Source organism: Pseudomonas knackmussii B13 (assembly GCF_000689415.1).
Taxonomy (GTDB): Bacteria; Pseudomonadota; Gammaproteobacteria; order Pseudomonadales; family Pseudomonadaceae; genus Pseudomonas; species Pseudomonas knackmussii.
This window is the reverse complement of record NZ_HG322950.1, coordinates 3,890,940-3,914,218: the sequence shown is the minus strand read 5'-3', so window position 1 is coordinate 3,914,218 and position 23,279 is coordinate 3,890,940. Positions and strand designations below refer to the sequence as shown.

27 protein-coding genes are annotated in these 23,279 nt (G+C 63.1%); 23 read left to right on the top strand and 4 right to left on the bottom strand.

Features of this window, described 5'->3' with window-relative positions; genetic code table 11:
* Positions 1–79: 79 nt before the first annotated feature.
* A complete protein-coding gene (locus PKB_RS18455; RefSeq protein ID WP_043253447.1) occupies positions 80–658 on the bottom strand; it encodes a Maf family protein in 579 nt (192 codons plus the stop codon).
* A gap of 111 nt (positions 659–769) precedes the next feature.
* Between PKB_RS18455 and PKB_RS18450 the strand changes: the two genes are divergently transcribed.
* The 13 genes from PKB_RS18450 (at position 770) to PKB_RS18390 (ending at position 10,974) form a co-directional block, all read left to right on the top strand.
* Positions 770–1,300, top strand: a complete 531-nt coding sequence (locus PKB_RS18450) for a YceD family protein (RefSeq protein WP_043253446.1) — start codon at positions 770–772, stop codon at positions 1,298–1,300.
* A 13-nt stretch (positions 1,301–1,313) separates the two neighbouring features.
* Positions 1,314–1,496 (top strand): 50S ribosomal protein L32, encoded by a 183-nt coding sequence (gene rpmF / locus PKB_RS18445; RefSeq protein WP_037006032.1) that lies wholly within the window; start codon positions 1,314–1,316, stop codon positions 1,494–1,496.
* Positions 1,497–1,499: 3 nt separating this feature from the next.
* A complete protein-coding gene (plsX, locus tag PKB_RS18440; RefSeq protein ID WP_084166672.1) occupies positions 1,500–2,507 on the top strand; it encodes a phosphate acyltransferase PlsX in 1,008 nt (335 codons plus the stop codon).
* Between the two features lie 208 nt (positions 2,508–2,715).
* A complete protein-coding gene (fabD, locus tag PKB_RS18435) occupies positions 2,716–3,654 on the top strand; it encodes an ACP S-malonyltransferase (RefSeq protein ID WP_043253445.1) in 939 nt (312 codons plus the stop codon).
* Positions 3,655–3,669: 15 nt separating this feature from the next.
* Positions 3,670–4,413 carry a 3-oxoacyl-ACP reductase FabG gene (fabG, locus tag PKB_RS18430; RefSeq protein WP_043253444.1) on the top strand — a complete coding sequence of 248 codons (744 nt, stop codon included), beginning with the start codon at positions 3,670–3,672 and terminating at the stop codon, positions 4,411–4,413.
* 194 nt (positions 4,414–4,607) lie between these two features.
* Positions 4,608–4,844 (top strand): acyl carrier protein, encoded by a 237-nt coding sequence (gene acpP, locus PKB_RS18425; RefSeq protein ID WP_007160597.1) that lies wholly within the window; start codon positions 4,608–4,610, stop codon positions 4,842–4,844.
* A 114-nt stretch (positions 4,845–4,958) separates the two neighbouring features.
* Entirely contained in the window at positions 4,959–6,203 is a 1,245-nt protein-coding gene (fabF, locus tag PKB_RS18420; RefSeq protein ID WP_043253443.1) for a beta-ketoacyl-ACP synthase II, read from the top strand.
* Positions 6,203–7,018 carry an aminodeoxychorismate lyase gene (pabC, locus tag PKB_RS18415; protein ID WP_043253442.1) on the top strand — a complete coding sequence of 272 codons (816 nt, stop codon included), beginning with the start codon at positions 6,203–6,205 and terminating at the stop codon, positions 7,016–7,018. Before fabF ends, pabC begins: the two co-directional genes overlap by 1 nt.
* A 6-nt stretch (positions 7,019–7,024) precedes the next feature.
* Complete coding sequence (gene mltG / locus PKB_RS18410; protein ID WP_043253441.1) at positions 7,025–8,110, top strand: endolytic transglycosylase MltG; 1,086 nt, start codon at positions 7,025–7,027, stop codon at positions 8,108–8,110.
* A gap of 17 nt (positions 8,111–8,127) precedes the next feature.
* Positions 8,128–8,760 carry a dTMP kinase gene (tmk, locus tag PKB_RS18405; protein ID WP_043253440.1) on the top strand — a complete coding sequence of 211 codons (633 nt, stop codon included), beginning with the start codon at positions 8,128–8,130 and terminating at the stop codon, positions 8,758–8,760.
* Positions 8,753–9,739, top strand: coding sequence for a DNA polymerase III subunit delta' (locus PKB_RS18400; RefSeq protein ID WP_043253439.1), 987 nt, complete (start codon positions 8,753–8,755; stop codon positions 9,737–9,739). The genes tmk and PKB_RS18400 overlap by 8 nt, the downstream gene beginning before the upstream one ends.
* Positions 9,740–9,774: 35 nt before the next feature.
* Complete coding sequence (locus PKB_RS18395; RefSeq protein WP_009621447.1) at positions 9,775–10,131, top strand: PilZ domain-containing protein; 357 nt, start codon at positions 9,775–9,777, stop codon at positions 10,129–10,131.
* A 66-nt stretch (positions 10,132–10,197) separates the two neighbouring features.
* Complete coding sequence (locus PKB_RS18390; protein WP_043253438.1) at positions 10,198–10,974, top strand: TatD family hydrolase; 777 nt, start codon at positions 10,198–10,200, stop codon at positions 10,972–10,974.
* Positions 10,975–11,271: 297 nt separating this feature from the next.
* Here PKB_RS18390 and PKB_RS18385 read toward each other — a convergent pair whose 3' ends face one another.
* Entirely contained in the window at positions 11,272–12,405 is a 1,134-nt protein-coding gene (locus tag PKB_RS18385) for an aminotransferase class V-fold PLP-dependent enzyme (RefSeq protein ID WP_043253437.1), read from the bottom strand.
* An 84-nt stretch (positions 12,406–12,489) separates the two neighbouring features.
* On the opposite strand from PKB_RS18385, the gene PKB_RS18380 reads away from it, so the two are divergent.
* The 5 genes from PKB_RS18380 to PKB_RS18360 all read left to right on the top strand — a co-directional run bounded on the left by PKB_RS18380 (position 12,490) and on the right by PKB_RS18360 (position 16,346).
* The gene (locus PKB_RS18380; protein ID WP_043253436.1) at positions 12,490–13,128 is read left to right on the top strand and encodes a TetR/AcrR family transcriptional regulator; all 639 of its coding nucleotides are present in this window, start codon (positions 12,490–12,492) and stop codon (positions 13,126–13,128) included.
* 94 nt (positions 13,129–13,222) lie between these two features.
* Entirely contained in the window at positions 13,223–14,191 is a 969-nt protein-coding gene (locus PKB_RS18375; protein WP_043253435.1) for a GTP 3',8-cyclase MoaA, read from the top strand.
* A gap of 25 nt (positions 14,192–14,216) precedes the next feature.
* Entirely contained in the window at positions 14,217–15,107 is an 891-nt protein-coding gene (locus tag PKB_RS18370) for a radical SAM protein (RefSeq protein ID WP_043253434.1), read from the top strand.
* A 64-nt stretch (positions 15,108–15,171) separates the two neighbouring features.
* Entirely contained in the window at positions 15,172–15,783 is a 612-nt protein-coding gene (locus PKB_RS18365; protein WP_043253433.1) for a DUF4823 domain-containing protein, read from the top strand.
* Positions 15,780–16,346, top strand: a complete 567-nt coding sequence (locus tag PKB_RS18360; RefSeq protein WP_043253432.1) for a DUF1285 domain-containing protein — start codon at positions 15,780–15,782, stop codon at positions 16,344–16,346. The genes PKB_RS18365 and PKB_RS18360 overlap by 4 nt, the downstream gene beginning before the upstream one ends.
* A 107-nt stretch (positions 16,347–16,453) precedes the next feature.
* Here the strand turns inward: PKB_RS18360 and PKB_RS18355 are convergent, their stop codons facing one another.
* Positions 16,454–18,109, bottom strand: a complete 1,656-nt coding sequence (locus tag PKB_RS18355) for an electron transfer flavoprotein-ubiquinone oxidoreductase (protein WP_043253431.1) — start codon at positions 18,107–18,109, stop codon at positions 16,454–16,456.
* A gap of 344 nt (positions 18,110–18,453) precedes the next feature.
* Here PKB_RS18355 and PKB_RS18350 point away from each other — a divergent pair, with 344 nt between their 5' ends.
* Positions 18,454–19,203 (top strand): electron transfer flavoprotein subunit beta/FixA family protein, encoded by a 750-nt coding sequence (locus PKB_RS18350; protein ID WP_043253430.1) that lies wholly within the window; start codon positions 18,454–18,456, stop codon positions 19,201–19,203.
* Positions 19,203–20,132, top strand: a complete 930-nt coding sequence (locus PKB_RS18345; RefSeq protein ID WP_043253429.1) for an electron transfer flavoprotein subunit alpha/FixB family protein — start codon at positions 19,203–19,205, stop codon at positions 20,130–20,132. The genes PKB_RS18350 and PKB_RS18345 overlap by 1 nt, the downstream gene beginning before the upstream one ends.
* A 50-nt stretch (positions 20,133–20,182) precedes the next feature.
* Here the strand turns inward: PKB_RS18345 and PKB_RS18340 are convergent, their stop codons facing one another.
* Entirely contained in the window at positions 20,183–21,124 is a 942-nt protein-coding gene (locus tag PKB_RS18340) for an alpha/beta fold hydrolase (protein ID WP_043253428.1), read from the bottom strand.
* Between the two features lie 96 nt (positions 21,125–21,220).
* Here PKB_RS18340 and PKB_RS18335 point away from each other — a divergent pair, with 96 nt between their 5' ends.
* The 3 genes from PKB_RS18335 to PKB_RS18325 are packed head-to-tail and all read left to right on the top strand — an operon-like array spanning position 21,221 to position 23,233.
* Positions 21,221–22,051, top strand: a complete 831-nt coding sequence (locus PKB_RS18335; protein ID WP_043253427.1) for a substrate-binding periplasmic protein — start codon at positions 21,221–21,223, stop codon at positions 22,049–22,051.
* A gap of 13 nt (positions 22,052–22,064) precedes the next feature.
* Positions 22,065–22,427 carry a DUF4398 domain-containing protein gene (locus PKB_RS18330; protein WP_371370562.1) on the top strand — a complete coding sequence of 121 codons (363 nt, stop codon included), beginning with the start codon at positions 22,065–22,067 and terminating at the stop codon, positions 22,425–22,427.
* A complete protein-coding gene (locus PKB_RS18325) occupies positions 22,424–23,233 on the top strand; it encodes an OmpA family protein (RefSeq protein ID WP_043253426.1) in 810 nt (269 codons plus the stop codon). Before PKB_RS18330 ends, PKB_RS18325 begins: the two co-directional genes overlap by 4 nt.
* The last annotated feature ends 46 nt before the right edge of the window (positions 23,234–23,279 follow it).

The following is a 23,279-nucleotide window of genomic DNA, read 5'->3' as shown; positions in this document are numbered from 1 at the left end:
ATAAGGGCGAAGGTGTAAACCTTATTCAGGACGGGACAGTCCCATGCGAAAAGCCCGGCTTTGGCCGGGCTTTTTCGTTTCAGGGGATCTGCACGCCTTCGGCAAGAAGCATGTCGACCAGGCGGATCAGCGGCAGGCCGATCAGGCTGGTGTTGTCGCTGCCCTCGGTGCTGCGGAAAAGGCTGATGCCCAGGCCTTCGGCCTTGAAGCTGCCGGCGCAGTCGAAGGGTTGTTCTGCTTCCAGATAACGGCGAATGCGGGCTTCGTCGAGTTCACGGAAGTGCACCTTGAATGGAACGCAGTCGACCTGGCAGCGGCCGCTATTGCTGTCCAGTAGGGCTAGTCCTGTGAGGAAGGTGACGCTGGCGCCGCTTGAGGCTTTCAGTTGCTCGACGGCGCGCTCGAGTGTGTGGGGTTTGCCTAGAATTGCCGGGCCCTGGACGGCTGCCTGGTCCGAACCGATGATCAGGTGGTTCGGGAAGCGTTCGGCAAGGGCGCGCGCCTTGGCTTCTGCGAGTCGGCGTACCAGTTGTTCGGCGCTTTCGCCGGGCAGGGTGCTTTCATCTATATCCGGGCTCGCGCAGTCGAAGGGCAGGCGCAGGCGTTGCAGCAGTTCGCGGCGGTACGGCGAGCTGGAGGCGAGAACCAGTGTTCGCATCGGATGTCTCCTGGGTGAGGGCGCCGATTCTAGCGAAAAGGGCTGTCCATACAGCGGTTTATGGCTAATTTCCTTTGACAGGGGCGGGTGCATCCCTATAATGGCGCGCTTATGTTGAATGGGCCGATACCACCTCACGTCGATCCGCGCAAATTGGTAGAGCGCGAAGTCACCCTCGAAGGTGTGCTTCCACTCGCCAGTATGCCGCGGGTATGCGAGCAGCTGACCAGCAGCGAAGGCAACGTCCGGGCGAAGTTTTCCTTCTTCCGTGACGAGCAGAAGCTGTCGGTCATGCATGTCGAAGTCGACGCGCAGGTGAGCATGGTATGCCAACGTTGCCTTGAGCCGGCGACCTTCCGGGTTGTCGGTGAGTCTGACTTCGCCATCCTCTGGGAGGGCAAGTCTGCCGAGGGGCTGCCGAAGGGGTACGATGCGCTGGAAGTGGGGGAGGAACCCCTCGACCTGCCACCTCTGGTTGAGGATGAGCTGTTGCTCGCCTTGCCCATCGTTCCGGCCCATGACCCTGAGAAATGCCAGCATCCGGCGGGTTTTGCAGCAGCGCCCGAACCGAGCGAGAACGTGGAAGAGCGTCCCAACCCGTTCAGCGTACTGGCGCAGTTGAAGCGTGACCCAAACGTTTAGGAGTTAATCAATCATGGCTGTTCAGCAGAACAAAAAATCCCGTTCCGCTCGTGACATGCGTCGTTCCCACGATGCTCTCGAAGCGAACGCCCTGTCCGTAGAAAAGAGCACCGGTGAAGTTCACCTGCGTCACCACGTCTCCCCGGACGGTTTCTATCGCGGCCGTAAGGTCGTAGACAAAGGTTCCGACGAGTAATCTTTGTCCGCGCCAATCATCGCGATTGACGCAATGGGTGGGGACTACGGTCCCCACTGCATTGTTCCGGCCTGCATTTCCTTCCTGGCCGAGAATCCCGCTCTACAACTGGTCCTTGTCGGCCAGGCTCCCCTGATCGAACAGCTCTGCGCACGTGTGCCAGCGTCCGATCGTTCTCGTCTGCATATCCAGCACGCCAGTGAAGTCATTGGCATGGACGAGCGTCCATCCCAGGCCTTGCGCGGCAAACCTGATGCTTCCATGCGCGTAGCTCTCGAACTGGTTCGGGGTGGTACGGCGCACGCCTGCGTCAGCGCTGGCAATACAGGGGCATTGATGGCGCTTTCGCGCTACCTGCTCAAGACGCTGCCTGGAATCGATCGGCCGGCGATGGTGACGGCTGTGCCGACGCAAGGCGGGTACTGCCATCTTCTCGATCTTGGGGCGAATGTCGACTGCAGCGCCGAGCACTTGTACCAATTTGCCGTCATGGGCGCAGTTGCCGCGGAGGCGTTGGGTAAGCCGCAGCCGAGGGTCGCATTGCTCAACGTCGGTACCGAGGACATCAAGGGCAACCAGCAGGTCAAACTGGCCTCCACGCTTCTGGAGCAGGCTCGCGGCATCAATTACATCGGTTATATAGAGGGCGACGGCCTGTATCGCGGTCTCGCCGATGTCGTGGTCTGCGATGGTTTCGTCGGCAACATCCTGCTCAAGTCCAGCGAAGGGCTGGCGGCCATGGTGGTCAGTCGGCTGGAGGAATTGTTCGCGTCCAGTCTGTCGGCCAAGGCCATCGGCCTGGTGGCCATGCCGCTGCTGCGCCGTCTGCGCAGCGAGCTGACGCCTTCCCGTTACAATGGTGCGAGTTTCCTTGGCCTGCAGGGCATAGTGGTGAAAAGTCATGGCAGTGCTGGCGAGGAGGGCATCAAGAGTGCCTTGCGCCGAGCTCTGATAGAGATTCGCGAGAACCTGCCGCAGCGGCTCCATGGGCGGCTTGAAGATCTTCTCTAAGTGACTGACGGTAAAGGAAATAGAGATTTTTCGCGGCGAAAGCGGTTATGCTTCGCCACCCGTTCGGAGCTGGCCTCGGCGGGCTGAAGAAGAATCGCAATTTGGATGTGACCGCGCCGGACAGGCCGTCATCCAACTGTCAGTTCCATGCGCCAGGCTGCTGCTGGCGTTTCCTCTTCGACGAAACAGACACAAGGGACCCGTTGCAATGTCCGCATCCCTCGCATTCGTTTTCCCCGGTCAGGGCTCGCAATCGCTCGGCATGCTCGGCGAACTGGGCGCGCAGCACGCGCTGGTGCGCGAGACCTTCGCCGAGGCGTCCGACGCTCTAGGTTACGACCTCTGGGCGCTGGTACAGGAAGGTCCGGAAGAGCGTCTGAATCAGACCGACAAGACCCAGCCTGGCATCCTCACCGCCTCCATCGCCCTCTGGCGTCTGTGGCAGAGTCAAGGTGGCGTGCTGCCGGCCTACGTTGCCGGCCATAGCCTGGGCGAGTACTCGGCACTTGTCGCTGCCGGAAGCCTGCCGTTCGCTTCGGCGGTGAAGCTGGTGGAGCGTCGTGGTCAGCTGATGCAGGAAGCCGTTCCGGCCGGTACCGGTGGTATGGCTGCAATTCTCGGCCTGGAAGATGCCGATGTGCTGGCAGCCTGCGCAGAAGCTGCGCAGGGTGAAGTGGTCAGTGCAGTCAATTTCAACGCTCCGGGGCAGGTGGTTGTTGCCGGTTCCGCTGCTGCGGTCGAGCGCGCCATCGAGGCTTGCAAGGCTCGTGGTGCCAAGCGCGCCGTCGCGCTGCCGGTCAGCGTGCCGTCGCACTGCGAGCTGATGCGCCCGGCTGCCGAACGCTTCGCCGGAGCGGTCGAGGCCATCGATTGGCAAATGCCGCAGATCGCCCTGGTGCAGAACGTCAGTGCACAGGTTCCTGCCGACCTGGCCGTCCTCAAGCGCGACCTGTTGGCGCAGCTCTATAGCCCGGTTCGCTGGGTAGAGACTGTGCAACTGCTGGCCGCCAAGGGCGTCACTGATCTGGTAGAGTGCGGCCCCGGCAAAGTCCTGGCGGGCCTGAACAAGCGCTGCGCCAAGGGTGTGAATACCCACAATCTGGACTCCGCGGACGCCTTTGCGGCGGCTCGTGCGACTCTGGCTTGAACAGGAGATAGAAGCATGAGTTTGCAAGGTAAGGTTGCCCTGGTCACCGGCGCTAGCCGTGGCATCGGCCAGGCCATCGCGCTGGAGCTGGGTCGTCTGGGTGCTGTCGTCATCGGTACCGCCACCACCGCTTCGGGCGCCGAGAAAATCGCCGAATACCTGAAGGCCAACGGTGTCGAAGGTGCCGGTCTAGTACTGGACGTCTCCAACGACGAGTCCGTTGCTTCGACTCTCGAGCACATCCAGCAGCACCTCGGTCAGCCGCTGATCGTGGTCAACAATGCCGGCATCACCCGCGATAATCTGCTGATGCGGATGAAAGACGACGAGTGGTTCGATGTGGTCAACACCAACCTCAACAGCCTCTACCGTCTGTCGAAAGCCGTACTGCGCGGTATGACCAAGGCTCGCTGGGGTCGCATCATCAACATCGGCTCGGTGGTCGGCGCCATGGGTAACGCCGGGCAGACCAACTACGCCGCGGCGAAGGCCGGCCTAGAGGGCTTTACTCGCGCCCTGGCGCGCGAAGTGGGTTCTCGTGCTATCACTGTCAATGCGGTCGCGCCGGGTTTCATCGACACCGACATGACTCGCGAACTGCCGGAAGTGCAGCGTGAGGCCCTGCTCGGTCAGATTCCCCTGGGTCGCCTGGGGCAGGCCGAAGAGATTGCCAAGGTGGTAGGATTCCTCGCCTCGGAAGGCGCGGCCTATGTCACTGGCGCGACCATTCCGGTCAACGGCGGAATGTATATGAGCTGAATGTGACGTAACCTTTCGCGGATATGTCATATGGGCTGTCTAAAATCCGTTATAAAGCTGCAACTGGGTTATAGACAGAACATTTGGGTAGCCGCGGAAGGGCGTGGGCATTCGGCTTGAAATGCTGAAAACCCTTTCTATACACTTACCCGCAGCCCAGCTGTACGGATTGTCCATAGGAGTGAAAACAAGGTATGAGCACCATCGAAGAACGCGTCAAGAAAATCGTTGCTGAGCAACTCGGCGTTAAGGAAGAAGAAGTCACCAACAGCGCTTCCTTCGTCGAAGACCTGGGCGCCGACTCCCTTGACACCGTTGAGCTGGTGATGGCTCTGGAAGAGGAATTCGAGACCGAAATCCCCGACGAGCAAGCCGAAAAGATCACCACCGTTCAGGAAGCTATCGACTACATCGTTGCTCACCAGCAATAAGTAGCCGTTTTCCGACGGAAGAAGCCGCACGCCTGCAAAGGCGTGCGGCTTTTCTTTACCGCCGACGCGAGCCGTCTGGCGCATATGCCGTGAAATACACAAGAGGAAGTCGCAGTGTCGCGCAGACGCGTCGTCATCACTGGCCTGGGTATGCTCTCGCCGCTGGGCGTGGACGTTCCGAGCACCTGGCAGGGAATTCTCGCCGGGCGTAGTGGTATCGCTCCGATCGAACACATGGACCTTTCCGCCTATACCACCCGTTTCGGTGGTTCGGTGAAGGGCTTCGACGTCGAGCAATACATGTCCGCCAAGGAAGCCCGCAAACTCGACCTGTTTATCCAGTACGGCCTGGCTGCCAGCTACCAGGCGGTGCGCGACTCCGGTCTGGAAGTCACCGACGCCAACCGCGAGCGCATTGGCGTGGCCATCGGCTCCGGCATCGGCGGCCTGACCAATATCGAGAACACCTGCCGCTCGCTGTTCGAGCAGGGGCCGCGGCGCATTTCGCCGTTCTTCGTGCCCGGCTCGGTCATCAACATGGTTTCCGGATTCCTGTCGATCAACCTTGGTCTACAGGGACCCAACTACGCCATCACCACGGCCTGCACCACAGGCACCCACAATATCGGCATGGCCGCACGCAACATCGCCTATGGCGAAGCTGACGTGATGGTTGCCGGCGGTTCCGAGATGGCCGCCTGCGGCCTGGGCATGGGCGGCTTCGGTGCGGCTCGTGCGCTCTCCACCCGCAACGACGATCCGGCCAGGGCCAGTCGTCCGTGGGACAAGGATCGCGACGGTTTCGTGCTGTCCGATGGCGCCGGTGCTGTCGTCCTGGAAGAGCTGGAGCACGCGAAAGCTCGCGGCGCGCGTATCTACGCCGAGCTGGTTGGCTTTGGCATGAGCGGCGACGCCTTCCACATGACTTCCCCGCCGGAAGACGGTGCCGGTGCTGCTCGCTGCATGAAGAATGCCCTGCGTGATGCCGGCCTGAATCCTGATCAGGTCGACTACATCAACGCCCACGGCACCTCCACCCCGGCCGGCGACATTGCCGAAGCATCGGCGGTGAAGTCGGTCTTCGGCGATCACGCCTATCGACTGTCGATGAGCTCGACCAAGTCGATGACCGGCCACCTGCTCGGCGCCGCCGGTGCCGTCGAGGCCATCTTCAGCGTGTTGGCCATTCGCGATAACGTCGCTCCGCCGACCATCAACCTGGACAACCCGGACGAAGGCTGCGACCTCGACCTGGTAGCGCACGTAGCCAAAGAGCGCAGCATCGACGTGGTGCTTTCGAACTCCTTCGGTTTCGGCGGTACCAACGGCTCCCTGGTGTTCCGCCGGTTCCGCGACTGATGCTCGCCTGGGTCGACGGTCGGCCCGCCGAGGCCCTGTCCGTGCGCGATCGCGGACTGGCCTACGGTGATGGTCTGTTCGAGACCATCGCCGTTTCAGCCGGTCGACCGCGACTTTTGGCGCGGCATCTGGCGCGCCTGGAAGAAGGATCGCGTCGTCTCCATCTGCCGCTTTCGCTCGATCAGGTCGAACAGGAGCTGCTGACGTTTTGCGCTCAACTGGGCGAGGGCGTGGCCAAGCTCATGCTCACCCGTGGCGATGCCCTGCGCGGATACGCAGCCCCGGCCGATGCCAAGGTCCGCCGTATTCTCCTTGGCTACCCAGCGCCGGCTTATCCGGTGGCCAACTTCGAGCAGGGTGTGAGTCTGTTCCCCTGCGCCACCCGCCTTGCGGAACAGCCCCTGCTGGCCGGCCTCAAACATCTCAACCGTCTGGAGCAGGTGCTTGCTCGCAGCGAGTGGAGCGATCCCGCCTGCGCGGAAGGATTGATGCGTGACCAGAGTGGCCGTGTTGTCGAGGGCGTGTTCAGCAACCTTTTCCTGGTCCTCGACGGTCAGCTACTGACGCCGGCGCTGAGCCGCTGCGGTGTGGCCGGCGTGATGCGCGCCGAAATGCTCGAGTGGGCGGCAGGGCAGGGCATCGCGACTGTCGTGCGCGACGTCGAATATGCCGAACTGCTGCGTGCCGACGAGGTCTTTCTTTGCAACAGCCTTTACGGCATCTGGCCGGTGCGACAGCTGGAGGCGCATGCCTGGCCGGTCGGACCGATCACCCGTAAACTGCAAACCCATTTCCGCGAACTTCTGGATTCCTGACCTGTGATGCGCAAATTGCTGGTGCTGCTGGAAGGCGGCCTGCTGCTGGCCGGGCTATTGCTGGGCCTGGCAGGCTGGGAGCAGCACCGCGCCCTGCAGCAGCCGCTGCAGCTCACCGAGGAGCGCCTGCTCGACGTCCCTTCGGGTGCCACGCCGGGCGCCTTGCTGGCCCGCCTGCAGGATGAGGAGGTGCTGCACGGTGCCTTCTGGCTGCGTCTTTACTGGCGATTCAACCTCTCTGGCCAGGCCCTGCACAGTGGCGAGTATCGCCTCAAGCCGGGCATGGATGGAGCTGATCTGCTAGCCCTGTGGCGCGAAGGCGATGTCGTGCAATACAGCCTGACCCTGGTCGAGGGCTGGACCTTCCATCAATTCCGCGAGCTGCTCGCGCGCCAGCCCAAGCTGGAGGCGACCCTGGCCGGTCTCAGCGACGCCGAGGTGATGAAGCGCCTGGGCAAGGCCGACATCGCCCCCGAAGGACATTTCTTCCCGGACACCTACCGCTATGTGCGCGGTATGCGCGATATCGACCTGCTCAAGCAGGCCTACCAGCGCATGGACAAGATCCTCAAGGAAGAGTGGGACGGCCGAGGGCAGGATTTGCCCTACGCGAATTCGTACCAGGCTCTGATCATGGCCTCGCTGATCGAGAAGGAAACCGGTGTGCCGCAGGAGCGTGCGCAGATCGCCGGGGTCTTCGTGCGGCGCCTGGAAAAGAACATGCTGCTGCAGACCGACCCGACGGTGATCTACGGCATGGGCGAGCGCTACACCGGCAAGATCAGCCGGGCCGACCTGCGCGAGCCGACCCCTTACAACACCTACGTAGTCGCCGGGCTGCCGCCGACACCGATTGCCATGCCCGGGCGCGACGCCATCCATGCGGCGCTCAATCCCGCTGACGGGCAAAGCCTTTACTTTGTCGCCCGCGGCGATGGCAGCCACGTGTTCTCCGACAACTTGGACGATCACAACAAGGCGGTGCAGGAGTTCCAGCTCAAGCGGCGTGCGGACTACAGGTCCAGCCCCGCGCCGGCTGCGGCGAACGCACCGGCGGAGGCCTCCGAGCAGGCCCCGGCACAGCAGCAGTAAGACAGAAGGAGAGCCGAGTGAGCGGCCTGTTCGTCACCCTGGAAGGCCCCGAAGGCGCGGGCAAGAGCACCAACCGCGAATACCTCGCCGAGCGTCTGCGCGAGCGCGGCATCGAAGTGCAACTTACTCGCGAGCCGGGCGGTACGCCGCTGGCCGAGCGCATTCGCGACCTGCTGCTGACCCCGAGCGACGAGCCCATGGCGGTGGATACCGAGCTGTTGCTGATGTTCGCCGCTCGCGCCCAGCACATCGCCCAGGTCATTCGCCCGGCGCTGGCACGTGGCGCGGTGGTTCTTTGCGATCGTTTTACCGACGCCACCTACGCCTACCAGGGCGGTGGTCGCGGGCTGCCAGAGGCACGCATCGCCGAGCTGGAGCGCTTCGTCCAGGGCGACCTGCGTCCGGATCTGACGCTTGTCTTCGATCTTCCGGTGGAAGTCGGCCTTTCTCGTGCGGCGGCGCGCGGTCGTCTGGATCGCTTCGAGCAGGAGGGGCGCGAGTTCTTCGAGGCCGTACGCCAGACCTATCTGCGCCGCGCATCCGCCGAGCCGCAGCGCTATCACGTGCTGGACGCCGCGCAATCGCTGGCGCAGGTGCAGGCCGATCTGGATTCGCTGCTGCCCATGCTGCTGGAGCGCCTGCATGGCTGAGATCTACCCCTGGCAGTCTGTGCTGTGGCAGCAACTGAGCGGTCGCGCTCGGCACGCGCATGCGTATCTGCTGCACGGGCCGGCCGGTATCGGCAAGCGCGCGCTGGCCGACAACCTGGTTGCTTTCCTGCTCTGCCAGCAACCGACGGCAGGGTACGCCTGCGGCCAGTGCAAAGCCTGTCAGCTACTGGCGGCCGGCACCCATCCGGATTATTTCCAGCTGGAGCCGGAGGAGCCTGAGAAACCCATCCGTGTCGACCAGGTCCGTGAGCTGGTGGGGTTCGTGGTGCAGACAGCGCAGCTGGGCGGGCGCAAGGTGGTGCTGCTCGAGCCGGCGGAGGCCATGAACCTGAACTCTGCCAACGCCCTGTTAAAAAGCCTCGAAGAACCTTCCGGCGACACCGTGCTGATCCTCATCAGCCACCAGCCCAGCCGCTTGCTGCCGACCATCAAGAGCCGCTGCGTACAGCAGGCATGTCCGCAGCCGAACGCCGAGCAGAGCCGTGCGTGGCTGGCTGCTGCCATCCCGGAGGAGCCGGTCGAGTCGCTGGATGAGTTGCTGGTCCTGGCCGGCGGTTCGCCGCTGACGGCGCAGCGCCTGCATGGCCAAGGTGTGCGCGAACAGCGCGCCCTGGTGGTCGAGGGCGTGAAGAAATTGCTCAAGCAACAGATCGCTCCCGGCCAGTTGGCGGAAAGCTGGAATGCGCTGCCCTTGCCCCTGCTGTTCGACTGGTTCTGCGATTGGGCGCTGGGCATCCTGCGCTACCAACTGACCCGTGACGAAAGCGGGCTCGGGTTGGCGGACATGCGCAAGGTGGTGCAGTACCTTGCAGAGAAGTCAGCTCAGCCCAAGGTGCTGGCGATCCAGGACTGGCTGCTCGAGCATCGGCAGAAAGTGCTGAACAAGGCCAACCTCAACCGTGCCCTGCTTCTCGAAGCCTTGTTGGCACAGTGGGCAAGCCTGCCGGGGCCGGGCTAGAATCGGCGCAATCGGATCATCGCTAGGACAGCCGCATGAGCTTGCCACCGAACCTGGGACCGCGTAACGGTATCCTGTCCCTGACCATCAAGGACAAGTCCGTACTCTATGCCGCCTATATGCCGTTCATTCGCAACGGCGGGCTGTTCATCCCGACCAACAAGACCTACAAGCTGGGCGACGAAGTCTTCATGTTGCTCAACCTGATGGACGAGCCGGAGAAGATCCCGGTCGCCGGTAAGGTGGTCTGGATCACGCCGAAGGGTGCTCAGGGCAACCGCGCTGCGGGTATCGGCGTGCAGTTCAACGACGGCGACAACACCGCGCGCAACAAGATCGAGACATACCTGGCCGGGGCGCTGAAGTCGGACCGGCCGACCCACACCATGTAATTTGCTGCTGGCTGCAAGCAGGAAGCGCCCGAAGGGGCGCTTCGTCATTTTCGGAGTACCTTTTCCATGCTGGTCGATTCCCATTGCCACCTTGATCGTCTGGACCTGGCCGCCCACGGCGGTTCGCTCGATGCCGCGCTGGATGCCGCCCGCGCCCGGGGCGTCGGGCAGTTCCTCTGCATCGGCGTCAGCGCCGACAACGCCAAGGCGGTGAAGGATCTGGCCGAGCGTTACGACGATGTGCACTGCTCGGTGGGCGTCCATCCGCTCGACCTGGAGCCGGGGGCCGCGCCGGCGCTGGACTGGCTGTTGGCGGAGCTGAATCACCCTCGCGTGGTGGCCATAGGCGAGACCGGCCTGGACTACCACTACGAGCCGGAAGCCGCCGAACTGCAGCAGGAAGCCTTCCGCCTCCATCTCGAGGCCGCCAAGATCACCGGCAAGCCGGTGATCGTGCATACCCGCGAGGCGCGCGCCGATACGTTGGCGCTGCTGCGCGAAGCGGCGCTGCCGCAGGCGGGTGTGCTGCACTGCTTCACTGAAGACTGGGAGATGGCCAAGGCAGCCCTGGATATCGGCTTCTATATCTCGCTGTCGGGCATCGTCACTTTCCGCAATGCCGAAGCGTTGCGCGAAGTCGCACGCCAGGTGCCGGCTGATCGTCTGTTGGTGGAAACCGACTCGCCTTACCTTGCGCCGGTGCCGCATCGCGGCAAGCCGAACCTTCCGGAGTACGTGCGCGAGGTTGCCGAGTATCTGGCGGTGTTACGTGGTGTGAGCTTCGAAACATTGGCCGAGCAGACCACTGCCAACTTCAAACGCCTGTTCCCGCTGGCCGCTTGAGCGTAATGCTCGGCAAGGCTTTTTCGCGCGCATAAAAAAAACCCGGGTTCTGGGGGATGAATCCGGGTCAAGACCATTAGGAGTGTAACAATAAGGTACGCGATCCTCGGTACCTTCACTGGTGGGACACTTGGGGGGAGATGCCGCACACCAGTAATTTCAAGTATTGGCCAACTTTGCAGGGCTTCCACCGCCGCCCGGCGGTTTTTTAAACGGATTTGGAATACTGCAGATAGCTCCCCGGCTTTAGGTCCTCCGCCATGCCCGTCAAGTACCCATGCCCAGCATGCCGCCGGCTTATTCCCGACTCAGCGCGGCGATGATCGCCAATGTGTCGTCTATCACACTTTCCGATGTGTAGAAGTGTGGAGACAGGCGTACACCGGCTCCACGCTGGATGCACACCACCTGTTCGGCTTTGAGGCGCTCGTGCAAGGCGGCATTGTCCCATCCGTCCAGGCTGAAGGTCAGGATGCCTGCGCGGCGTTCGACCTGCAGCGGACTGTGGAGGGTCGCCCCGGCGATTCGTGACAGGCCGTCTTGCAGTTGCTGCACACGGGCTGCCACTGCTGCCCCGACTGCAGCCATGCCGGTTTCTTCCAGCAGGCTCAGGCTTGCCTCCAGGGCTACGGCGCCGAGCATGTTCGGACTGCCGCATTCGAATCGTTTTGCGCTACGAGCCGGTTGCCAGTCGGTCTGGTTGTAATTGCCGGCGCTCTCCAGCATGTGCCAGCCATATTCCTGCAGCGCCAGTTGCTCGCGCTCGGCGGCCCGACAATAGAAAACACCAAGGCCTTCGGGGCCGAGCATCCATTTGTGCCCGTCGGCCATGGCGAACGCGCAGTCATAGGCTTGCACGTCGAAGGGCAGGGCGCCGATCTGCTGGATGGCGTCGATGCAGAACAGCACGCCGCGCTGGCGACAGCCGACGCCGAGGCGCTCAAGGTCCATGCGCAGGCCACTGGCGTACTGCACGGCGCTGATCGACAGCAGGCGGGTACGCGGTCCGCAGGCGGCGAGCAGATCGGCCTCTGGATCGGTGCCGTCGAGGCTTACCTGGATGACTTCTACTCCACGCGGCTTCAGTGCTTCCCAGACCACGCGATTGGAGGGGAACTCCTGGTTGCTGATCACCACCTGGTCGCCGGGGCGCCAGTCCAGGCCGAAGGCGACGAAGGACAGTGCTTCGGAAGTGTTCTTTACCAGCGCGATATCGCCGGTGGTAGCGGCATTGAGTAGACGCGCCAGGCGTTCGCGCAGGCGCTTTTCGATCTCCAGCCAGCGCGGATAATCGCGCGCGCCCAGGTGGATGTTCTCGCGAGCGAAGGCCGCTACCGCGTCGGCGCTGCGCCGCGGCCACGGCGCTACCGCCGCGTGGTTCAGGTAGCGCAGTCCGGGTTCCAGGGGAAACTCATGGGAAAGCAGATTCATGGCGGATGTTCCGTGCAATTTGGCGCTGAATAGGCATAATACGCGGCTCCGCAATTTGACTATTTTTGACCTGACAGTCTTTTTATGCAGAAAGAGCCGCGCAAGGTTCGCGAATTCCGACGTCGCGAACAGGAGATTCTCGATACCGCCCTCAAACTGTTCCTCGAACAGGGTGAAGACAGTGTCACGGTCGAGATGATCGCCGATGCCGTGGGCATCGGCAAAGGCACCATCTACAAGCATTTCAAGTCGAAGGCGGAGATCTACCTGCGCCTGATGCTCGACTACGAGCGCGACCTGGCTGCGCTGTTCCACTCCGAGGACGTCGCACGGGACAAGGAGCGTCTCTCGCGCGCCTACTTCGAGTTCCGCATGCGCGACCCGCAGCGCTACCGTCTGTTCGACCGCCTGGAAGAGAAGGTGGTGAAGAACAGCCAGGTGCCGGAGATGGTCGAGGAACTGCACAAGATCCGCGAATCCAACTTCGAGCGCCTGAGCCAGTTGATCAAGGAGCGCATCGCCGCCGGCAAGCTGGAAGACGTACCGCCGTACTTCCACTACTGCGCGGCCTGGGCGTTGGTGCATGGCGCCGTGGCGCTGTACCACTCGCCGTTCTGGCGTGACGTGCTGGAAGATCAGGAAGGCTTCTTCCAATTCCTCATGGACATCGGCGTGCGCATGGGCAACAAGCGCAAGCGCGACGGTGATTCGCCTTCCGCCTGAGTCGTCATTCGGCCCCTGGATAGGTCGTTCCAGGGTAAGTCCGCCGGCCCGGGCGGGGATATACTGAACAGACACTCTCCGCCGGAGCCGATGGATGATCGTCGACCGCCAGGGCAGACGCTTTCGTAACCTGCGCGTCAGCCTTACCGCTGCCTGCAACTACGCCTGCACCTACTGTGTGCCGGACGGCAAGCGGCTGGTCGCGGCGCAGGACGAACTTTCCGCCGAGAACCTGGCGCGCGGTGTGGCCTACCTGATCGAAGCGGCCGGCATCGAGCGTCTGCGCATCACCGGCGGCGAGCCGCTTGTCAGTCCCAAGCTCGACTCCTTCCTGCATGCGGTCAGCAAGCTGGACCTCAAGGACATCAGCCTCACCACCAACGGCCAGTTGCTCTCGCGCAAGCTCCCGCTGCTGCTGGAATGTGGCATTCGCCGGTTGAACGTTTCGCTCGATACCCTGGACGCCGAGTCCTTCCGCACCATCGCCCGCGGCGGTGACCTGGCCACGGTGCTCAAGGGGCTCGACGAGGCTCACGCTGCCGGTCTGAAAATCAAGATCAACATGGTGCCGCTGCGCGGGAAGAACCTCGACCAGGTGGTGCCGTTGTTGGATTACTGCCTGGAGCGCGGTTTCGAGTTGCGTTTCATCGAGCTGATGCGCATGGGCCACCTGGCCCGCGACGGCAATGCCTTCGCCAGCCAATTCGTTGGCCTGAACGAACTGCTGGAATTGATCGGCCAGAACCATGCCTATCTTCAGGCTGACGCGCCGGTAGATGCCACTGCACTGCGTTACGAAGTGCCGGGGCAGGGCCACTTCGGCATCATCGCCAACGAAAGCGTACCTTTCTGCCGCACCTGCTCGCGCCTGCGCCTTTCTTCCACTGGCTGGCTGCACGGCTGCCTGTCGTCGAGCAATCGTCACTACGTCGGCGATCTTCTCGACAAACCTCGCCACCAGGCGCTACCCGCATTGCAGCGGTTGCTGGTCAAGGCGCTGGCGGACAAGCAGGAGCTGGCGTTCTCCGGCGGTGTCACGGTGATGAAGATCATCGGCGGCTGACCGCGTATTCCGGATCATTCCCTTCATGCAAGATTTCCCGATTTCCTACATCGAACCGGTGTTCCGTCCGCCGAGCGAGGCGCATTCGCTGATCCTGCCGGTGACCAATGGCTGTTCCTGGAACCAGTGCGGGTTCTGCGAGATGTATACGCAGCCGCAGAAGAAATTCCGCGCCCGCGATGAAGCTGAGGTGCTCGAGGAGATTCGCCGCTGCGGCGAACAGCTGATCGTTCAGCGCGTGTTCCTCGCCGACGGCGATGCCCTGGTCTTGCCGACTCGACGACTACTGAACATCCTGCGCGCGATCCGCGACCACATGCCTGAGGTGGATCGCGTATCCAGCTACTGCCTGCCGCGCAACCTGCGCAAGAAGTCGGTCGACGAGCTCAAGGAGCTGGCCGACGCCGGATTGCGCATGGCCTATGTTGGCGCCGAGTCCGGTGACGACGAGGTCCTGGCGCGGGTAAACAAGGGCGAAACCTACGCATCGACGCTGGACGCGCTGGACAAGCTCGGTCAGGCGGGTATCAAGCGTTCGGTGATGATTCTCAATGGCCTGGGCGGTAAGACCTTGAGCGAGCAGCATGCGGACAATTCGGCGCGCCTGATGAACGATGCGCAGCCAGAGTTCCTGTCCACGCTGGTCGTCAGCTTCCCGACGGGCGAACAGCGCTATCGCGAAGGTTTCCCGGACTTCCAGCCGCTGGAGCAGGGCCAGTTGTTCGTCGAGGTCGAGCGTCTGCTGCAGGGGCTCGAACTGCGCGATACCGTATTCCGCAGCGACCATGCGTCCAACTACCTGGTGCTCAAAGGCGTGCTCGGTGCTGACAAGTCGCGCCTGCTGGCCCAGGTTCGCGAAGCCATCGAGCGTCCGCAGCAGGCCGGTCTGCGCCAGGAATGGCAGCGCGGCTTATGATGGCGCGGAAGCTGCATCTGTGCGCCCAGCGCCGGCTTTCTGTCGCCGGCGGTGGAGAAACTGCATGCGCTACCTGATTCTGACCCTGGCCCTTGTCGCACTGAGTGGCTGTATGAAACCCAGCGACATGGTCGACCGCACCGGTTACTACATGGGTGACGCCGGCTTCCTGGACCACAGCCAGATGCGCCGCATCGCCAACCGGCGAATCCAGTCGGACTCCTTCATCTATATCGCCCAGGGGCCGTTCGTCCCTGCCGGCCACCCCTATGCGCGCCCCAATGTGGTCGCCGAGGAGGCCTTCAACGGCTTCGTCGAATACTTCCCTCAGGTGCGCCGTGCCAAGATGCCGCTCGGCCTGGATGGCGCCATGCAGGAGGCGCGCGCAGCCGGCGCCGACTATCTCCTCTACACGCGCTTCGCTCGTGCCGAAGACAACGCGGGCAACTGGGAAGAGTACGAAGACACCGACAACGCTGTCGGTCGCGACCGCAGCGTGATTCAGGTAATGCTGATCGAAACCGGTAATCGCTATCTGGTGGACAGTGCGACGATCCGCAGCCGCGGCGGATTCCTGACATTCTATGATGCCAAGCCCGAGGACCTGCTCGGCGCACCGCTGGAAGAGTATGCCCGCAGCCTGCTGGGGGTGAAGGCGACAGAGGAGTTCCAATGACCGATCCAGGCAAGGCCGGCGACCTGCTGGCGCAGATTCCCTCGACTCCGGGCAAGGGCCTGCCGCCGGTGCACCTGTGGAACCCGCCGTGCTGCGGCGATATCGACATGCGCATCGCCCGCGATGGCACCTGGTACTACCTGGGCACGCCGATCGGCCGCAAGCCGATGGTCAAGCTGTTCTCGACCATCATCCGCCGCGATGGCGATGACTATTTCCTGGTCACTCCGGTGGAGAAGTGCGGCATTCGTGTCGACGATGCGCCGTTCGTCGCTGTGACCCTGGCTGTCGAAGGGGAGGGCGAGCAGCAACTGCTGCGCTTTACCAGCAACGTCGAGGACGAGTTCGTTGCCGGCCCCGAGCATCCCATTCGCGTGCTCATCGATCCGCGGACCCAGGAGCCGGCGCCTTATGTACTGGTGCGCAGCAATCTGGAAGCGCTGATCCATCGCAACGTGTTCTATCAACTGGTGGAGCTGGCTGTGCCGAGGCTGATCGACGGCGAAGAGTGGCTGGGGGTATGGAGCTGCGGGGAGTTTTTCGCCATCGGCCCGCAGCCATGACCTGTGGGTCGAAAGGTGGCCGGTAGTTTTTTCGAAGTTTTACTACGGCGACTGGTACGGAAATGAAAAAGGCTCCCCGAGGGGAGCCTTTTTCGTTGGAGCGGGAATTACATGTTGGGGTAGTTCGGACCGCCGGTGCCTTCCGGGGCAACCCAGGTGATGTTCTGCGCCGGGTCCTTGATGTCGCAGGTCTTGCAGTGCACGCAGTTCTGCGCGTTGATCTGGAAGCGCTTGCTGCCGTCGTCGTTGCTGACCACTTCGTACACGCCGGCCGGGCAGTAGCGCTGCGCCGGCTCGTCGTACAGCGGCAGGTTCTTGCCAACCGGTACGCTCGGGTCGGTGAGCTTGAGGTGGATCGGCTGGTCTTCTTCGTGGTTGGTGTTGGAGAGGAACACCGAGGACAGCTTGTCGAAGCTGATCTTGCCGTCGGGTTTCGGGTAGTCGATCTTCGGCGCTTCGCTGGCCTTCTTCAGGGTTGCGTAGTCCGGAGTCGTATCGTGCAGGGTGAACGGAATCTTGCCGCCGAAGATGTTCTGGTCGATGAAGTTGAACGCACCGCCACCGATGGCGCCGAACTTGTGCATCGCGGCGCCGAAGTTGCGGCTGCGGAACAGTTCGTCGTACAGCCAGCTGGCCTTGAACGCGTCGACGTAGTTGGTCAGCTGGTCGCCGCCTTCGCGGCCGGCGGCCAGGGCTTCGGCAACGGCTTCGGCAGCCAGCATGCCGGACTTCATGGCGGTGTGGCTGCCCTTGATCTTGGCGAAGTTCAGGGTGCCCAGGTCGCAACCGATCAGCGCGCCGCCGGGGAAGACCATCTTCGGCAGCGAGTTCAGGCCGCCCTTGCAGATGGCGCGGGCACCGTAGGCCACGCGCTTGCCGCCTTCCAGGTACTGCTTGATCACCGGGTGGTGCTTGTAGCGCTGGAACTCGTCGAACGGCGACAGGTGCGGGTTGCTGTAGGACAGGTCGATGATCAGGCCGACCACCACCTGGTTGTTCTCCAGGTGATAAAGGAAGGAGCCGCCCGGGTTCTCGTCGTTCAGCGGCCAGCCGGCGGTGTGCACCACCAGGCCCTGCTCGTGCTTGGCCGGGTCGATGTCCCAGATTTCCTTGATGCCGATGCCGTAGTGCTGGGCGTCGGACTCGCTGTCGAGCTTGTACTTCTTGATCAGCTGCTTGCCGATGTGGCCACGGCAGCCTTCGGCGAACAGGGTGTACTTGGCGCGCAGTTCCATGCCGGGGGTGTAGTAACCCTCTTTCGGGTTGCCTTCACGGTCGACACCCAGGTCACCGGTGACGATGCCGCGAACCACGCCGTTCTCGTCGATCAGCGCTTCCTGAGCGGCGAAGCCCGGGTAGATCTCCACGCCCAGGCCTTCGGCCTGCTGGGCCAGCCAGCGGCACAGGTTGCCCAGGGAGATGATGTAGTTGCCTTCGTTGTGCATGGTCTTGGGCACGAAGAAGTTCGGCACCTTCGCAGCGGCGGTGTCGTTCTTCAGGACATAGATGTCGTCGCGCTTGACCGGAGTGTTCAGCGGGGCTTCGAGCTCTTTCCAGTTGGGGAACAGCTCGTTCAGCGCGCGCGGTTCGAACACGGCGCCGGAGAGGATGTGGGCGCCTACCTCGGAACCCTTCTCGACCACGCAGACGCTGATCTCCTGACCAGCCTCGGCGGCCTTCTGCTTCAGTCGGCAGGCGGCGGACAGACCGGCAGGGCCGGCGCCGACGATGACGACGTCGAATTCCATGTATTCGCGTTCCACTTCTCGATCTCTCCTAACTCAGGGCTCTACGGCTATTTGTTGGTATGGGCCGGGGGCACTACCCCGGACAGAGCGGGGCGCAATTATAGCGACAGGGCCCAGCATAGTTATACCCCCCATTTTGAGCAATACAAACGTTTGTTTGAAATGCATGGAGCCCTGATAGAATCGGGGTCCGGAGCTTATGGAGGGGTATTTTGGTGTATTGACCCGACAAGGCGATCCGGTCAAGATAGCCACGGTTTTGCGGTCGCGGTCTTGCTGCATGTAGTTGCAGATGGCGTGCACTACCGGCCAGGCCTGTCTGGCGACATTCCTATTCACCGGAGAAAAACGAGGAATCCATGAAGGTTCTTGTAGCTGTCAAACGAGTGGTTGACTATAACGTCAAGGTCCGCGTCAAGGCGGACAACTCCGGCGTCGATCTCGCCAACGTGAAAATGTCCATGAACCCCTTCTGCGAAATCGCCGTGGAAGAGGCCGTACGTCTGAAAGAGAAGGGCGTCGCCACTGAAATCATCGCCGTCTCCGTCGGCCCGAACGCTGCCCAGGAACAACTGCGCACCGCCCTGGCCCTGGGCGCCGACCGCGCCATCCTGGTCGAATCCAACGACGACCTGAGCTCCCTGGCCATCGCCAAGGCCCTGAAAGCCGTTGTCGACAAAGAGCAGCCGCAGCTGGTCATCCTCGGCAAGCAGGCCATCGACAGCGACAACAACCAGACCGGCCAGATGCTGGCTGCGCTGACTGGCTACGCCCAGGGCACTTTCGCCTCCAAGGTCGAAGTCGCTGGCGACAAGGTCAACGTCACCCGTGAAATCGACGGCGGTCTGCAGACCGTTGCGCTGAACCTGCCGGCCATCGTCACCACCGACCTGCGCCTGAACGAGCCGCGCTACGCCTCGCTGCCGAACATCATGAAAGCGAAGAAGAAGCCGCTGGACGTTGTTACCCCGGACGCCCTGGGCGTTTCTACCGCTTCCACCGTCAAGACCCTGAAAGTGGAAGCTCCGGCTGCCCGCAGCGCCGGCATCAAGGTCAAGTCTGTTGCTGAACTGGTCGAGAAACTGAAGAACGAGGCGAAAGTAATCTGATGGCTATCCTGGTAATCGCTGAGCACAACAACGGCGTCCTGGGCGCTGCCACCCTGAACACCGTCGCTGCCGCACAGAAGATCGGCGGTGACGTCGTCGTCCTGGTCGCCGGCCAGAACGTCGGTGGCGTGGCCGAAGCCGCTGCCAAGATCGCAGGTGTTGCCAAGGTGCTGGTCGCCGACAACGCCGCTTACGCCCACCAGCTGCCGGAGAACGTCGCTCCGCTGATCGCTGAACTGGGTAAGGGCTACAGCCACGTGCTGGCCCCGGCTACCACCAATGGCAAGAACTTCCTGCCGCGCGTAGCCGCCCTGCTGGACGTCGACCAGATCTCCGAGATCATCGACGTAGTCAGCGCCGATACCTTCAAGCGTCCGATCTATGCCGGCAACGCCATCGCCACCGTGCAGTCCTCGGCCGCCGTGAAGGTGATCACCGTGCGTACCACCGGTTTCGACGCCGTTGCGGCCGAAGGCGGTTCCGCTGCCGTTGAAGCCGTTTCCGGCCCGGCCGATGCCGGCAAGTCCGCCTTCGTCGGCGAAGAGCTGGCCAAGTCCGACCGTCCGGAACTGACCGCTGCCAAGATCGTGGTCTCCGGTGGCCGCGGCATGGGCAATGGCGACAACTTCAAGATCCTCTACGCCCTGGCCGACAAGCTGGGCGCTGCCGTCGGCGCTTCCCGCGCTGCTGTCGACGCCGGCTTCGTGCCGAACGACATGCAGGTCGGCCAGACCGGCAAGATCGTCGCTCCGCAGCTGTACATCGCCGTGGGCATCTCCGGTGCCATCCAGCACCTGGCGGGCATGAAGGACTCCAAAGTCATCGTGGCCATCAACAAGGACGAAGAGGCGCCGATCTTCCAGGTTGCCGACTACGGCCTGGTTGGCGATCTGTTCGAACTGGTACCGGAGCTGGAAAAGGCCGTCTAAGCCCGATCCCGCCCCAAGAAAAAGCCCGCTGCGAAGCGGGCTTTTTCGTTTCAGTGGCGCGCGGCCTGCGCCTGGTCGAGGAACGTCAGGTAGTCCTTGGCGCTTTCTTCGGGGCGCTCGATCATCGGCACGTGGCCACAGTCGCGCAGGATGACCACGCTCGGCTGGCGCAGGAGCGGCTTCATGACGTCGATGCTGGAGACGTCCAGGATGCGGTCGCGGTCGCCCCAGAGCAGCAGGGTCGGTGCGGTGATCTTCGGCAGCTCCGGCTCCAGCGGAATGTAGCGATCACGCAGTTGGCTGAAGATCTGCGCGTTCATATCGCTGCGCGCCAGGCCGCGTTCGCCCAGGTAGTGCTGAAGGCGCGCCGGCATGGGCGGCGCCTGGTAGAAGACGAAATCGACAAGGGTAGGGAAGTCGTCAGCACGGGTCAGTACCAGCGGGTTGGCTTCGCCCTTGTCCAGGCGCTGGAAGAATTCGCTCTTGCGCGGAGCCTGCACGCCCGCGTTGTCGAACAGCGCCACGCTGAACACCTGCTGCGGATGACGCGCGGCATAGATCGCAACTATCTGCCCGCCCATGGAGTTGCCGACCAGGTGCACGCGGCCGATGCCCAGGGCGGTGGTGAAGTTCAGCAGGCGCTCGGCCTGGGTGCCGACGTCGTAGCTGATGCCGGTCGGCTGGCTGCTTTCGCCGAAGCCGGGCAGGTCCGGGATGAGGACGTGGTAGCGCGAGGTCAGGTAGCGGGCGAATTTTGGCCAATTGTCCTTGTCGGCGCCGAAGCCATGCACCAGCAGGACGGTTTCCGCATCACTCGGGCCGCCTTCGTAATAGCGGATGTTCAGTCCGTCGACGCGCAGGGTTTTCACGCTGAGCCCGGCGCGGGTTCTATCGACGAACTGTGCGCTCGCCAGTAGCGTTCCGGGAAACGCATAGAAGGTGCCGGCGCCGACGGCCAGCAACATGAGCAGGACCAGCAGGGCTTTCTTCATGGACGATCCTTGTGACCGGTGTGGGTATAAGCGAAGTACGCTAGCATGCCTTGGCATTACGAATGCGTGTGTTTTTTGGGTCTGCGAGGCCGCTTCATGTCGCAACCGCTAGTCCGTTTCTGCCTGACTCTGGCCATCGTTTGCCTGGTGTCGCCATTCGCCGCGCAGGCCGCGAGCAGCCAGTGTTCGGTGTTGGTAGCCAGCGGAAATCCGGAGTACCCGCCGTTCCTCTGGCGCGACCCGCAATATCCGGAACGCCTCATTGGCGCCAACGCCGATCTGATGGAACAACTGGGCAAGGCGCTAGGCGTCACCATCCATGTGCGCTACGCCGGCTCCTGGGCGCGGGCTCAGGAAGAGGCGCGCCTGGGGCGGATCGACCTGCTCGCCGGTGCCTTCCTCACGCCCGAGCGGCAGAAGCTGATGGACTACATCCAGCCGGCGTTCCTGACCACCGACAATGTGGTCTGGGTACGCAACGGCGAAGCCTTTTCCTATGCCCGCTGGGCAGACCTGCAGGGCCACACCGGCGGCACGCTGGTGAACAACAGCTTCGGCGCCGCTTTCGACACCTTCGCCGAGCAGCACCTGAACCTGGAGGAAGTGCCGAGCGTGGCGCAAGCCTTCCAGAAGCTGGTGCTGGGGCGCACCGACTACGCCTTGTACGAGCGCTTCCCGGGGCTGGCCACGGCGGCGCGCCTGGGGCTGACGGACAACCTGCAGCCCTTGGAACCGCCGGTTTCCAGCGAGGGGCTGTTCCTCACCCTCGCGCACGCGTCGCCCTGCTATGGGCCGGAGCTGCGCGGACAACTGCAGGAAAAAATGACAGAATTGACCGCTTCCGGGATTCCCCAGCGCCTGCTGCAGCGCAACCTGCAGCGTTGGCAGGCGCAACAGACGAAGACCACCGCTACCCCCTCGCCGTAGAGAAGATTTCGTGATCAATCGAAGGACGACCCTGGCGGGTCTGGCGCTCACTGCGCTGACCGCCCTGGCCGGATGCGCCAGCGACCCAGTACCTACCGAACAGATGCGCCTCACCGAACAGGCCCTGGAACAAGCCAAGGCCGTGGGCGCCAATGCCGACGTCGCCGAATACAAGTTGGCCGAGGACAAATACCAGGCCGCGCAGGGCGCACTGAAAGGCGCCAGCAACAAGCAGGCCCGGCAACTGGCCGAGCAGGCAGAACTGGATGCACGCTTGGCCGAAGCGCGGGTGCTGACTCGCAAGAGCAGCGAGCAACTGGCCGAGCAGGGCAAGAGCATAGATCGGCTGCGCCGTCAGTTGGGGGAGGCGAAATGACCCGTTTCCTTCTGTCGACCGCCGTACTTCTCGCCATGGCAGGCCTGGCCGGCTGCAGTCATTCGCCGGCTTCCGACCAGGCCCTGGATCGCGCGCGCGGCGAGTTCCAGGCCGTCAAAGGCGATACGGTCGTGCTGCACAGCGCGCCGCGCGACGTGATCCGCGCCGGCGAGTCCCTGGCGCGCGCCGAACGCCTGTCCGGCTACTGGGGCAGCAATGACGACGTCCTGCAATACGCTTATCTGAGCCAGCGCTACAGCGAAATCGCCCGTGAGCGCGCCAACCTGGACGCGAACCAGGAGCGCCTGGCGCGCCAGCAGCTCGACCGCGAGCGTCTGCAGCTGGCGCTGCGCGAGGCCAAGCTGGCGAGCGTGCAGGCGCAAAGCCAATGGCTGGAAGAGCAGATGGTCAGCCTGGCCACCGACCAGACCGAGCGCGGCCTGGTGCTGACCCTCGGCGACGTGCTGTTCGACAGCGGGGAGGCGGAGCTCAAGCCCGCGGCCAACCGCACGGTGCTCAAGCTGGTGCAGTTCCTCCAGCTCAACCCGCGGCGGGTGATCCGCATCGAGGGCTACACCGACAACCAGGGCGACCAGCAGGAAAACGTCGAGCTGTCGCGGAACCGCGCCCAATCGGTCGCCGACGTGCTGACCGACCTCGGGATCAGCGACAAGCGCATCCAGGTCCAGGGCTTCGGCGAGGCCTATCCGGTGGCGGACAACGCCTCGTCCCTCGGCCGCGCGCAGAACCGCCGGGTGGAAATCGTCTTCTCCGACGAAAAGGGCAAGCTCGGCGGCCAGCGCTGAGCCTTGCTGCAGCGGCCGGCGCGAGACCGGCCCGCTGCTAGCCTGT

Excerpts from the sequence above, each read along its gene's own strand:
- PKB_RS18335 (WP_043253427.1), top strand. The coding sequence starts at position 21,221 with ATGTCGCAACCGCTAGTCCGTTTCTGCCTGACTCTGGCCATCGTTTGC.
- fabG (WP_043253444.1), top strand. The coding sequence starts at position 3,670 with ATGAGTTTGCAAGGTAAGGTTGCCCTGGTCACCGGCGCTAGCCGTGGC.
- PKB_RS18375 (WP_043253435.1), top strand. The coding sequence starts at position 13,223 with ATGATCGTCGACCGCCAGGGCAGACGCTTTCGTAACCTGCGCGTCAGC.
- pabC (WP_043253442.1), top strand. The coding sequence starts at position 6,203 with ATGCTCGCCTGGGTCGACGGTCGGCCCGCCGAGGCCCTGTCCGTGCGC.
- PKB_RS18450 (WP_043253446.1), top strand. The coding sequence starts at position 770 with ATGTTGAATGGGCCGATACCACCTCACGTCGATCCGCGCAAATTGGTA.
- PKB_RS18345 (WP_043253429.1), top strand. The coding sequence starts at position 19,203 with ATGGCTATCCTGGTAATCGCTGAGCACAACAACGGCGTCCTGGGCGCT.
- PKB_RS18395 (WP_009621447.1), top strand. The coding sequence starts at position 9,775 with ATGAGCTTGCCACCGAACCTGGGACCGCGTAACGGTATCCTGTCCCTG.
- acpP (WP_007160597.1), top strand. The coding sequence starts at position 4,608 with ATGAGCACCATCGAAGAACGCGTCAAGAAAATCGTTGCTGAGCAACTC.
- PKB_RS18385 (WP_043253437.1), bottom strand. The coding sequence starts at position 12,405 with ATGAATCTGCTTTCCCATGAGTTTCCCCTGGAACCCGGACTGCGCTAC.
- PKB_RS18455 (WP_043253447.1), bottom strand. The coding sequence starts at position 658 with ATGCGAACACTGGTTCTCGCCTCCAGCTCGCCGTACCGCCGCGAACTG.
- PKB_RS18365 (WP_043253433.1), top strand. The coding sequence starts at position 15,172 with ATGCGCTACCTGATTCTGACCCTGGCCCTTGTCGCACTGAGTGGCTGT.
- PKB_RS18350 (WP_043253430.1), top strand. The coding sequence starts at position 18,454 with ATGAAGGTTCTTGTAGCTGTCAAACGAGTGGTTGACTATAACGTCAAG.
- rpmF (WP_037006032.1), top strand. The coding sequence starts at position 1,314 with ATGGCTGTTCAGCAGAACAAAAAATCCCGTTCCGCTCGTGACATGCGT.
- PKB_RS18380 (WP_043253436.1), top strand. The coding sequence starts at position 12,490 with ATGCAGAAAGAGCCGCGCAAGGTTCGCGAATTCCGACGTCGCGAACAG.
- PKB_RS18360 (WP_043253432.1), top strand. The coding sequence starts at position 15,780 with ATGACCGATCCAGGCAAGGCCGGCGACCTGCTGGCGCAGATTCCCTCG.
- mltG (WP_043253441.1), top strand. The coding sequence starts at position 7,025 with ATGCGCAAATTGCTGGTGCTGCTGGAAGGCGGCCTGCTGCTGGCCGGG.
- PKB_RS18390 (WP_043253438.1), top strand. The coding sequence starts at position 10,198 with ATGCTGGTCGATTCCCATTGCCACCTTGATCGTCTGGACCTGGCCGCC.
- fabD (WP_043253445.1), top strand. The coding sequence starts at position 2,716 with ATGTCCGCATCCCTCGCATTCGTTTTCCCCGGTCAGGGCTCGCAATCG.
- PKB_RS18340 (WP_043253428.1), bottom strand. The coding sequence starts at position 21,124 with ATGAAGAAAGCCCTGCTGGTCCTGCTCATGTTGCTGGCCGTCGGCGCC.
- PKB_RS18400 (WP_043253439.1), top strand. The coding sequence starts at position 8,753 with ATGGCTGAGATCTACCCCTGGCAGTCTGTGCTGTGGCAGCAACTGAGC.
- PKB_RS18370 (WP_043253434.1), top strand. The coding sequence starts at position 14,217 with ATGCAAGATTTCCCGATTTCCTACATCGAACCGGTGTTCCGTCCGCCG.
- PKB_RS18325 (WP_043253426.1), top strand. The coding sequence starts at position 22,424 with ATGACCCGTTTCCTTCTGTCGACCGCCGTACTTCTCGCCATGGCAGGC.